Source organism: Streptomyces sp. CGMCC 4.7035 (assembly GCF_031583065.1).
Classification (GTDB): Bacteria; Actinomycetota; Actinomycetes; order Streptomycetales; family Streptomycetaceae; genus Streptomyces; species Streptomyces yaanensis.
Genome location: NZ_CP134053.1, coordinates 1984647 through 1996017, shown reverse-complemented (window position 1 = coordinate 1996017; position 11371 = coordinate 1984647). Strand labels below are relative to the sequence as shown.

6 protein-coding genes are annotated in these 11371 nt (G+C 72.2%); 2 read left to right on the top strand and 4 right to left on the bottom strand.

The window, feature by feature from the left end:
• Positions 1-20: 20 nt before the first annotated feature.
• Complete coding sequence (locus Q2K21_RS08420; protein ID WP_310768259.1) at positions 21-2864, top strand: glycoside hydrolase family 3 C-terminal domain-containing protein; 2844 nt, start codon at positions 21-23, stop codon at positions 2862-2864.
• Between the two features lie 94 nt (positions 2865-2958).
• Here Q2K21_RS08420 and Q2K21_RS08415 read toward each other — a convergent pair whose 3' ends face one another.
• The 4 genes from Q2K21_RS08415 to Q2K21_RS08400 form a co-directional block, all read right to left on the bottom strand.
• On the bottom strand, positions 2959-3249 hold the full coding sequence (locus tag Q2K21_RS08415) for a hypothetical protein (protein WP_310768256.1): 291 nt from the start codon (positions 3247-3249) through the stop codon (positions 2959-2961).
• A 416-nt stretch (positions 3250-3665) separates the two neighbouring features.
• Positions 3666-5111 carry an aldehyde dehydrogenase family protein gene (locus Q2K21_RS08410; RefSeq protein ID WP_310768254.1) on the bottom strand — a complete coding sequence of 482 codons (1446 nt, stop codon included), beginning with the start codon at positions 5109-5111 and terminating at the stop codon, positions 3666-3668.
• Positions 5112-5268: 157 nt separating this feature from the next.
• Positions 5269-6936 carry a PucR family transcriptional regulator gene (locus tag Q2K21_RS08405; RefSeq protein ID WP_310768253.1) on the bottom strand — a complete coding sequence of 556 codons (1668 nt, stop codon included), beginning with the start codon at positions 6934-6936 and terminating at the stop codon, positions 5269-5271.
• 162 nt (positions 6937-7098) lie between these two features.
• On the bottom strand, positions 7099-9528 hold the full coding sequence (locus tag Q2K21_RS08400; protein WP_310768252.1) for an ATP/GTP-binding protein: 2430 nt from the start codon (positions 9526-9528) through the stop codon (positions 7099-7101).
• 386 nt (positions 9529-9914) lie between these two features.
• On the opposite strand from Q2K21_RS08400, the gene gabT reads away from it, so the two are divergent.
• Entirely contained in the window at positions 9915-11249 is a 1335-nt protein-coding gene (gene gabT / locus Q2K21_RS08395) for a 4-aminobutyrate--2-oxoglutarate transaminase (protein WP_310768251.1), read from the top strand.
• Positions 11250-11371: the final 122 nt, after the last annotated feature.

Below are 11371 nucleotides of genomic sequence, written 5' to 3'. Positions count from 1 at the left end.
CGCCTCAGAAGGATCTCCACGTGACCGCACAGACGCCCTCCACGCCCCCTTTCCGTGATCCGCAGCTACCGTTCGCGAAGCGCGTCGACGATCTGCTGACGCGGCTCACGCTCGACGAGAAGGTCGCGTTCCTGCACCAGTGCGTGCCCGCGGTCGAGCGCCTGGGCGTCGCCGCGTTCCGCACCGGCCAGGAGGCGCTGCACGGGGTGGCGTGGATGGGCCCGGCGACCGTGTTCCCGCAGGCGGTCGGGCTCGGCGCGACCTGGAACGACGACCTCGTACGCCGTGTCGGTGAGGCCGTCTCCCAAGAGGTCCGCGCGATGCGCGCCCGCGACGACCGTGTCGGCCTCAACGTCTGGTCCCCCACGGTGAACCTGCTGCGCCACCCGCTGTGGGGCCGCAACGAGGAGGGCTACTCGGAGGACCCGAAGCTCACCTCGGCGATCGCGACGGCGTACACGCGCGGCCTGCGCGGCGACCATCCGACGTACTGGCGCACCGCGCCCGTCCTCAAGCACTGGCTGGCCCACAACAACGAGACCGACCGCGACACCACCTCCTCCTCGGTCCGCCCCCGCGTGCTGCACGAGTACGACCTGCGGGCGTTCCGCGAGGCGGTCGAGGCGGGCGCGGTGGCCGGCGTGATGCCCGCGTACAACCTGGTCAACGGCCGCCCCAACCACGTCTCGCCGTATCTGCGCGAGCACCTGCGCACCTGGACCGACCAGGAGCTGCTGGTCTGCTCGGACGCGGGTGCGCCCTCCAACCTGGTCGACTCCGAGCACTACTTCGACACCCATGAGGAGGCCACGGCCGCCGCGCTCCGGGCGGGCGTGGACAGCTTCACCGACCACGGCACGGACGCCTCGACAATCACCGCGCGCATCCAGGGCGCCCTGGTCCAAGGCCTGTTGAGCGAGGAGGACATCGACCGGGCGGTCCGCCGCCAGCTCGCGGTCCGCTTCCGGCTCGGCGAGTTCGACCCGCGCCTGGACCCGCATGCGGGCACCGGCGACTTCGACACCCCGGCCCACCGCGCACTCGCCCAGGAGGCGGCGGAGCAGACGGTCGTGCTGCTGAAGAACGACGGCCTGCTCCCGCTCGCCGGGGACGTGCGCGTCGCGGCGGTCGGCCTGCTCGCCGACGAGTGCAAACTCGACTGGTACAGCGGCACGTTGATCCACCGGTCCACCCCCCTGGAGGGCCTGTACGAGCGATTCGGCGCCGGCCGCGTGGACTTCGCGGAGGGCGTGGACCGCGTACGCCTCAAGACCGAGGCCGGCACGTATCTGCGGGTGCCCGTGGTGGACGCCGGCCAGGAGGTGCGCGGCGCGGAGGGGGCGCTGGACCCGGCGCTGCTGCGGGGCCGCACCGACCTGCCTCCGCTCACCGCCGACGCGGAGGGCACCGATCTCGCGCTGATCGACTGGGGCGAGGGCCTGCTCACCCTCCGCGCCCCCGACGGCCGCTACCTCTCGGTCGCCGACGACGGGTACGTCCGCGCGTCCGCGGACCAGCCCGGCGGCTGGGTCGTCCAGGAGACCTTCCGCCTGGAAGCCCATGGCAGCGGCCACCTCCTCAAGCACGTCGGCACGGGCGGGTATGTGTCGGTCGCCGCCGACGGCGTGAAGGTTGCCGAGGAGAATCCTTCCGGTGCGGAGGTCTTCGAGCTGGAGGTCACCGAGCGCGGCGAGGAAGCGGTGGCCCGGGTGGCGGCCGGAGCGGACGTGGTGCTCGTGTTCGCGGGCAACGACCCGCACCTGAACGGCCGCGAGACCGAGGACCGTACGACGCTGCGCCTGCCCGCCCACCAGGAGCGACTGTTGCGCGCGGCCCGCGCCGCGAACCCGCGCACAGCGCTGGTGCTGGTCTCCGCGTACCCGTACGCGGTCGATCCTTCCGACCTCCCGGCCGTCCTGTGGACCGCGCACGGCGGCCAGGCCGTGGGCACCGCCCTCGCCCGAGTGCTGTCCGGCGACGTCTCCCCCGCGGGCCGCCTCCCCCAGACCTGGTACGCGGACGACGCGGACCTGCCCGATCTACTCGACTACGACGTGATCGGCGCCCGTCAGACGTATCTGTACTTCGAGGGGACACCGCTGTTCCCGTTCGGGCACGGACTGTCCTACGCGTCGTTCGCGTACGACGACCTCGCCACCCATGTGCGGGACGGCCGGCTGACGGTCTCCTTCACCGTGACCAACACGAGCGCGCGGGCCGCGGACGAGGTGGCCCAGCTCTACACCCGGGCCGTCGCCCCGTCCGTACCGCGCCCGCGCCGCGAGCTGGTCGCCTACCGCCGCGTCCACCTCGCGCCCGGCGCCTCCGTGGAGCTGACCTTCGAAGTCCCCTTGCGCGCCTTCGAGTTCTGGGACGTGGCGCACGGCCGGGCGCGGATCGAGCCGGGCTCGTACGAACTCCTGGCGGCAGCGTCGAGCGAGGACATCCGGCTGCGGACGACGATCGAGCTGGACGGCGAGGCGGCCGGACCGCGTCCGGTCGGCGAACGCGGCCTGAACGCCGCCGACTTCGACGAGCAGCGGAACACCGCGATCGTCGACCGTACGAAGGTGTCGGGTGACGCGGTCATCCCTGTGGACGGGGGCACGAGCGAACTGGTCTTCCGCGCCTGCGACTTCGGCGGGAAGGGTGTCACGGGGGTGTCGGCGCAGGTAGCGGGCGAGGGCGTGGTGGAACTCTCACTGGGCGAAGGCGAGCCGTCGGCCGTACTCACCCTGGGCACGCCCACCGGCCCGTACGACTACACCACCTTGGACGCCGCCTTCACCGCCGCGGGTGTGCACGACGTCCACGTCAGGCTGCGCGGTCCGCTGCGGCTCGCGCACGTCGGCTTCTCCGGTTGAGGGTCCGGACGAGGCCGACGCATGGGGAAGGGGTCCGGCACCGGAAGGCATCGGTGCCGGGCCCTTTCACACGGTCCAGCCTTCCAGGGCCCGCTCAATCGGGCGCAATGAAGACGGGGACGTCCACGACCTTGTCCGGGTTCGAGTTGCAGACGAAGTAGATCGTCTCGTTGTTCCCGGGCTTGGCGTTGGAGCTGATGCTGGCCACGCCCTCGAGTGTTGCTGCTTCGCCCGCGTTGACGCTGGGAGTGAGTTCCGTGTTCTCGATGGGGGATCTCGCGGTGGTGTTGCCACCGACGAGCGAGCCCTGGGCACGTCCGCCCTGACTGGGGTCGGTGCAGTTGCGCAAGGTCAGGTCGACGGTATCGCCGGGCCGTACCTTCATGTTGGTCACACTGGCGACAGGGTCATGGTGATCTCCGTCGGCCGCCGTCGCAGCGGGGGCCGACAGCCCCAGTGCGACGCACCCTGCGACGGCGACGGTGGGTAGTCCGATGAGACGCATGACTGCCTCCCGTGGGCGTGGTCCGTCGGGTGGCTCCCGAACCGAGAACCGCACACACCCCTGTCGAACGTAAGTGCGCGCAAAGCACGCCGCGACGCCGACTAGCCCGAACGGGTGAACCGCCCCTCACCGCAAAGCCGCCTCTTCGCGGAGAACCCGCAGGTGGGGGGCCTTGACCGGCACCTGCTCGCCGGTGGGCGGGGGCGAGGGCGAGGCCGACAGCGGGCCCTGGTGGGGTACGACGACGACCGGAGCCCCCGCACAGTGGGCTCCGGCCGTCGGTATGTCAGGTGGCGTCAGAGGGCGAGGCCCGTCAGGACCAGGACACGCTCGTAGGTGTAGTCGTCCATCGCGAACTTCACGCCCTCGCGGCCGACACCGGACTGCTTGGCACCGCCGTACGGCATCTGGTCGGCGCGGTAGGAGGGCACGTCGCCGATGACGACGCCGCCGACCTCCAGGGCACGGTGCGCGCGGAAGGCGACCTGGAGGTCGTGGGTGAACACGCCCGCCTGGAGGCCGTACTTGGATTCGTTGACGGCGGCGAAGGCCTCGGCCTCGCCGTCCACCTTCTGCACGGTGAGGACGGGACCGAAGACCTCCTCGCAGGAGATGGTCACGTCGGCCGGCACCTCGGTGAGGACGGTCGGCGCGTACGAGGCGCCGTCCCGCTTGCCGCCGGTCAGCAGCTTGGCGCCGGCGCCCACTGCCTCGTCCACCCAGGACTCGACCCGCTTGGCGGCGTCCTCGCTCACCAGCGGGCCGACGTCCGTCGCGGAGTCGGAGGGGTCACCGGTGACCTGGGCCTCGACGGCGGCGACGATGCGCGGCAGCAGGCGGTCGTAGACCGACGCGTCCGCGATCACGCGCTGCACGGAGATGCAGGACTGGCCGCCCTGGTAGTTGGAGAAGGTCGCGATGCGGGTCGCGGCCCAGTCCAGGTCCTCGTCGCTCGCGAAGTCGGCGAGCACGACGGCCGCGCCGTTGCCGCCCAGCTCCAGGGTGAGGTGCTTGCGCGGCACCGAGTCCATGATCGCGTAGCCGACCTTGTCGGAACCGGTGAAGGAGATGACCGGCAGGCGCTCGTCCTGGACGAGGGCGGGCATGCGGTCGTTCGAGACCGGGAGGATCGACCAGGAACCGGCGGGCAGGTCGGTCTCGGCGAGCAGGTCGCCGATGATCAGGCCGGAGAGGGGGGTGGCCGGGGCCGGCTTCAGGATGATCGGCGCACCGGCGGCGATGGCCGGGGCGACCTTGTGGGCGCACAGGTTCAGCGGGAAGTTGAACGGCGCGATGCCGAGGACGACACCCTTCGGGAAGCGACGGGTCAGGGCCAGACGCCCCTGGCCGCCGAGGTCGGTGTCGAGGCGCTGGGCCTCGCCGCCGTTGAAGCGACGGGCCTCCTCGGCCGCGAAGCGGAACACGGAGACGGCGCGGCCGACCTCGCCACGGGCCCACTTGATCGGCTTGCCGTTCTCGGCGGAGATCAGCTGCGCGATCTCCTCGGTGCGCTCGACGAGGCGCTTCGACACATGGTCGAGGGCGGCGGCGCGTACGTGGGCCGGGGTGGCGGCGAACTCGTCGCGCACGGCGTACGCGGCGGCCACGGCCTCCTCCACCTGGGCCTCGGTCGGGACGCTGACCCTGCCGACGAGCCGGCCGTCCCACGGGGAGGTGACGTCGAAGGTGGTCTCACCGGTGGCCTGGCGGCCGGCGAGCCAGAAGGCGTGGGTGGAAGTCATGATCGGGTCCCGGCCCTTCCGAGGTTGATGTTCCTGGGTGTGCGTGGTCCACGGTAGGGCCGGGGCGGCGAAGGGTCGTTTGTCCGGGGAGGAGCAGTGCGGGGCGGGGGTTCTACGGGATGTACAGCCGAGAGCCCAGGTGGTTGCCCGGCGGCCGTCACTCCCCCGCCGCGGCCGTCGCCTTGAGCGCCAGCCACAGCTCCATCCGTACGTCCGGGTCGTCCAGCGAGCGCCCCAGGATCTCCTCGACCCGGCGCATCCGGTAGCGGAGCGTATGGCGGTGGACGCCGAGGTCGGCCGCCGCCGCGTCCCACTGACCGTGGTGCGACAGCCAGGCCCGCAGCGAGGCCACCAGATCGCCCCGCCCCGTGGCGTCGTGCTCGCGCAGGGCGCGCAGCAGGCCGTCCGCGAAGGCGCGTACCGCGTCGTCCGCGAGCAGCGGCAGGACCGATCCGGCCGCCAGCTCCTCGTGCTCGACCAGCGACCGGCCGCGCCGCCGGGCCACCGACAGTGCCTGCTCCGCCTGCTTGTACGCGGCCGCCGCGGCGATCGGCCCGGCGGGTGCCGACATGCCCACGACCAGCTCGTCCTCGTCGGCGGCCTGCTGCTCCAGCGTTGCGGCCCGTGCCGCCTGCACCGCCAGCGCGTACTCCTGGCACGCGGTGACGGCCGCGCCCCCGTCCACGGCGAGCACGACGAGCCGCTCCCCGTCGGGTACGACGAGCACGGTCTCCCCGGAGCGTGCGGCGGCGGACTCCACGGTCTCGGCGAGCCCGTCCAGCGGGTCGCCGTCCGTGTCGGCCGCGGCGAGCGCTGCCGCGGGTGGCGGCGCGGGCGCCACGCGCGCGTGCCCGTCGGCGTGCGCACGGGCGGCCGACGCGGACGCCGACTCGGCGATGATCAGCCGGAAGGGCGCGTCGAGGAGTTCGCCGTACAGGTCGCCGGCCACCGCCCGGGCGTGGTCCGGCTGCCCGGCGAGGAGCATGCGCAGTACGGCCGCCCCGATCCGCTGCTCGGCGGCGTGCAGGGCCCTGGACCGCTCGGTGGTGAGGGTCAGCAGGGCGATGGCGGAGTGCACGGCGTACCGCTCGGCGGTGCCCAGCGCGGCCGCGGTGCCCACGGCGAGCGCGGCGCGCGGACGCCGTCCGGTGCCGAGAGAGTGCAGTTCGACCCGGTCCTCGCCGTTCGGCCCGCCGACCACGGAACTGGCCGGTGCGGGCCGCTCCCGCAGTCGCTCCACGTCGGCGGTGAGGCGCCCGGCGCGGCGCCCCGCCCACTCGGGCGCGGCCGCGACGACGGCGCCGGACGCGTCGTAGAGCGCGGCCCAGCCGTCGACCTGCCCGGCGAGGGCGGCGAGCAGCCCCTCGGGGCCTTCGTTCAGGGCCTGCTTGGTCAGCTCGCGCTGGGCGGCGAACCCGGCGGTCACGGCTCGGTACTGGTCGGCCGCGATGTCGGCGGACACGGCCTTGCTGATGGCGATGAACGGGGTGCGCCGGGGCACTTCCAGCAGCGGGAGCCCCTCCTGCTCCGCGGCGTCCACGAGCGCCTTCGGGATCTCGTCGTAGTTGACGCCGACGGCGAATCCGAGGCCGACCACGCCCGCGCCCACCAGCCGCTTCACATAGCGCCGCATGGCCTCCGGGTCATCGGCGTCCAGCTTCAGGGCGGTGATCAGCAGCAGTTCGCCGCCCTCCATGTAGGGCACGGGGTCGGCGAGTTCGCTGACGTGCGCCCAGCGGACGGGAACATCCAGGCGATCCTCGCCCGCACGCACGGTCAGTTTGAGCGCGGAGTGGTGGACGAGCGAGGCGAGCGTGGGTGGCATGAGGCCTTCGGGTCTGCGTTGTGATCCTTTGGCCGCCGTGTATGAACGACCTGTGTCGATTCTGCCTCACCGTACGGTCACCTCGCGCCCGAATGTCCGGACGTCCTGTTCAGGAACCTCGGCAGTACGTCCTGTTCAGGAACCTCATCAGGACGTCCGGAATCAGGAGCCTCGGCCGCGCAGGTCCACCAGGAGCGGGGGCGCGTGCTCACCCTTCACCGTGGTCAGGGACAGCACCGCGTGCCCCGGCGGCACCGCGTGCGCCAGTTCGGACGCGGACCACCGCTCGCGCTCTACCTGGCGCACGGTCACCGCGTCCGTGGTCACCGCCTTGCCCGTCACCAGCTTGCGCAGGGCGTGGATGGCCCGCGTCATGGGCTGGTCGGCGAAGACCGTGTGCTTGGCGACCTCCGTCGTCTCCACCCACTCGGTGCCCCAGGCCTGCGCGAACCGGCTGCCGTCCCAGGTGGTGACGCCGGAGAACGCCATACGGCAGCCGACGGCACCGTAGAGCGGCCCGTGCAGCGCCTCGGGAACGTCCCCGACGCTGCGCAGGGCCAGCACCACACCCGCGTTCTGCGACCGCAACCGCTGGATACGGCGCACCGACTCGGCAGTGACCGTCCCGGTCGCGTCGTCGAGCACCAGGCAGGCGAAGTGGCTGCGCCGGCCCTCCCGTACGACCGTGTGGAACTGCGCGGCCACCAGCCGGGTGATCAGCCGGGCGGCCTCCTCATGGCCGCGCTCGGGGAGGTCGATGCGGACCCGGAGGGGGTGATGGGCGACGGCACGGAGGGAGAAGACACGGTGGGCGCTGCCGCCTCCGAAGAAATCCGCGAACACCGGCCGGTTCAGCAGCGCCAGCCGGTCCGCAAGGGCGCGGCCCGCGTCGCCCGGCGCGCCCGTCTGCCGCATCCGTGCGTCCAGTTCACGGCGCATGACCTCGTCCCCGGCGAGTGCGTCTCGCAGCGCCGCCAGCGCACCAGGCTCGCCCTCCAGGAGTTCGCGCAGCTCCGGCAGGGTGGGGAAGCGGCCATGCACGGCCCGGTGGGGGCCGAGCAGCTGGGCGAGCGCGGTGGCGGCGCTCTGGCCGCTGACGCCGTCGAGGTCGCCGACCAGCGCTTCCGCGAGGATCGCGGCCGCCTCGTCGGGGTCGTCGGACTCCGCATACGGGTCTAGGTCGTGGACGGACGACGGATCCCCGATACGTACGATCACGTCGAACGCGGAGTCGGAGCCGAGTGGGCTCCCGGCCGCCGACACCGCGACGACCGTGCAGCCCCCAGTGAGCGCCTGCAGGGTCAGTGCCTCGGTCACGGGCTCGATCAGGGTCTGGGTCTTGCCCGAGCCGGACGGGCCGACCGCGAGCAGCGAGGTACCAAGGACGTCCGGGCCGAGGGCCGCACCCGCGTCGTGGAAGGCGAGCGGCGCGCGCTCCGCGGCCGCCCAGCGGCCGATGCGCACCTGTCCCGTGAGCAGGTCGTGCCGTGTGGTACGGCGGTGCAGGTCACGGTCGCCGGAAGGATGCGTCCACGCGGCGCCGGCCTGGCGCAGGATGGTGTCCCGGAACGCCGCCTGTGTGCCGTCGCGTCGGGCCGCCGCCCACGCGCGCGTGACACGCGCGCAGTCGACGTCGTTCATACCGCCCGCCGCGACCTCGGTGGTCAGCACCTCGGCCGCCTCCTGCTGACCGGCATCGCGCAGTTCGGGCCACTGGGCGCGGGGCCGCCGCACCGCCTTCGGGGCGGCGGGGGACGTACTGGCACGGCGTGCGCCGAGTCGTTCCTTCGCGTATGTCCACCAACCGCCGACGCGGGCGAACGGCCACAGCACAAGGAGCGTGATGACCGCGTAGAGCGTGTTCGTGAAGAGGGGGGAGGCCATCAGTTCGTAGCCGTCGGAGAGCAGTACGACAAGGGAGAGCAGCGGGTCGACGATCGGCACCGCGTCCCAGCCGACGATCGGGAAAGCCTCCGGGAAGACGAAACTGAGAGCGACCAGGGCGAGGAGGGCGGCGATCAGGGCGCGTGACGGCTGAGGCCTGCGGCCGACGTAGTGGCGGATAATGGCAGGCCAGCTGCCCAGCATGGCCACGGCGCCGACAAGTACGGCGAAGAAGACACCGTCGTAGACCGTCAATGCCTCCCACCCCGGGAACCGGACCGACTGCCCCACCTGTTCCTTGGGCGAGGTCGATGTGCCGCCCCACCACCAGCTGCTCGGCGTCAACAGGCGCAGGACGACGAACTGGTACGGCATGACGCCGCGCCGCCACGCGGACCACACCACGAGCGCCACGACGAACGGGATCAACATGCCGGCGACGGTCACCGGAGCAAGCCGCTCCGGTGCCTGCGCCCCCTTCGGCGGGCGATAGCCGTACCGCCAGATCCCGGGTCGAGCACTCGGCCTCGCAGCGTTGAGCCAGTCGGCGACGGACGACGAGGACCGTGAAGCCTGCTCCGGCACAGGCGGCACACCCGGCGCCTGTGCCGGCCGCGGCGGCACCGGAGGCCGCTCCGGCGGCCCCGCCGGGCGCGGCACAGGATTCGCATGTGTGCCCCGCGCGTCCTGCGTCCCGTCGCTGTCCATCGCCCTTGCCCCCTGACCAGCCGCTCCCTGCACCATCAGCGAGTCAATCTAACGCCCCCGCAAGGGGAGTTCACCGCATACGGGGCCGTGCTGCGGTGATGCGTCCCGCTCAGCCGTGTCCACCGCCTGTGCACCACCATGTCCACCGCCATGTCCACTGCTTGTCCACTGCGGACAAGCGGAGGCGCGCAAAGCGCCCACATGGAGCATGCCCACCCTCCGCGACCCGCCTTAGCCTGCGAGAAAAGAAGGCAAGCGTCCGAAAAACACCCCCGGCCGGACCACCCGGCCCACCGGGCCACCCGGCCCACCGGCACGCCCGGTGCACGGGAACGCCTGGTGCACCGGAACTCCGGTTCGGTTCGCACGATCATCAGGGAGCCCCCATGACCGCACTTCCGCAGGAGCGTCGCGTCGTCACCGCCATCCCCGGCCCTAAGTCGCAGGAGCTGCAGGCCCGCCGCCTTGCCGCGGTCGCGCAGGGCGTGGGCTCCGTGCTGCCGGTCTTCACCACGCGTGCGGGCGGCGGCATCATCGAGGACGTCGACGGCAACCGTCTGATCGACTTCGGCTCCGGCATCGCCGTGACGTCCGTGGGCGCCTCCGCCGAGGCCGTCGTACGCCGGGCCTCCGCCCAGCTCCAGGACTTCACGCACACCTGTTTCATGGTCACGCCGTACGAGGGCTACGTGGAGGTCGCCGAGGCCCTCGCCGAGCTGACCCCCGGCGACCACGCCAAGAAGTCGGCCCTGTTCAACTCGGGCGCCGAGGCCGTCGAGAACGCGGTCAAGATCGCCCGCGCGTACACCAAGCGCCAGGCGGTCGTGGTCTTCGACCACGGCTACCACGGCCGTACGAACCTCACGATGGCCCTGACGGCGAAGAACATGCCGTACAAGCACGGCTTCGGCCCGTTCGCGCCCGAGGTCTACCGCATGCCGATGGCGTACGCCTACCGCTGGCCGACCGGCCCGGAGAACGCGGGCCCGGAGGCCGCCGCCCAGGCCATCGACCAGATCACCAAGCAGGTCGGCCCGGACAACGTGGCCGCGATCATCGTCGAGCCGGTGCTCGGCGAGGGCGGCTTCATCGAGCCGGCGAAGGGCTTCCTGCCCGCGATCCGCCAGTTCGCCGCCGACAACGGCATCGTCTTCGTCGCCGACGAGATCCAGTCCGGCTTCTGCCGCACGGGCCAGTGGTTCGCGTGCGAGGACGAGGGCATCGTCCCGGACCTGATCACCACCGCCAAGGGCATCGCCGGCGGCCTCCCGCTGGCCGCCGTGACCGGCCGCGCCGAGATCATGGACGCCGCGCACGCGGGCGGCCTGGGCGGCACCTACGGCGGCAACCCGGTCGCCTGCGCGGGTGCGCTGGGCGCGATCGAGACGATGAAGGAGCTCGACCTCAACGCCCGGGCGAAGGAGATCGAGGAGACGATGAAGGCCCGCCTCACGGCGATGGCCGAGAAGTTCGACATCATCGGCGACATCCGCGGCCGCGGCGCGATGATCGCGATCGAGCTGGTCAAGGACCGCACGACCAAGGAGCCGAACCCGGAGGCGACCGGCGCGCTCGCCAAGGCCTGCCACCAGGAGGGCCTGCTGGTCCTGACCTGTGGCACCTACGGCAACGTGCTGCGTTTCCTGCCCCCGCTGGTCATCGGCCAGGACCTGCTGAACGAGGGCCTCGACATCATCGAGCAGTCGTTCGCACGCATCTGAGCCACGGGGAACCGGCGCTCGCGCCACAGGAAACCCGCAGCTGAGCCACAGCATGGGCGCCCCTGAACGCCCTCCCGCCCCAGCCCCTCCGTCCGTCGTGATTCCGGGGCTGGGGCGACAGG

Bases quoted from the DNA above. Each gene is read 5' to 3' on its own strand.
- Q2K21_RS08405 (WP_310768253.1), bottom strand. From the start codon at position 6,936: ATGCCACCCACGCTCGCCTCGCTCGTCCACCACTCCGCGCTCAAACTG.
- gabT (WP_310768251.1), top strand. From the start codon at position 9,915: ATGACCGCACTTCCGCAGGAGCGTCGCGTCGTCACCGCCATCCCCGGC.
- Q2K21_RS08400 (WP_310768252.1), bottom strand. From the start codon at position 9,528: ATGGACAGCGACGGGACGCAGGACGCGCGGGGCACACATGCGAATCCT.
- Q2K21_RS08410 (WP_310768254.1), bottom strand. From the start codon at position 5,111: ATGACTTCCACCCACGCCTTCTGGCTCGCCGGCCGCCAGGCCACCGGT.
- Q2K21_RS08415 (WP_310768256.1), bottom strand. From the start codon at position 3,249: ATGAAGGTACGGCCCGGCGATACCGTCGACCTGACCTTGCGCAACTGC.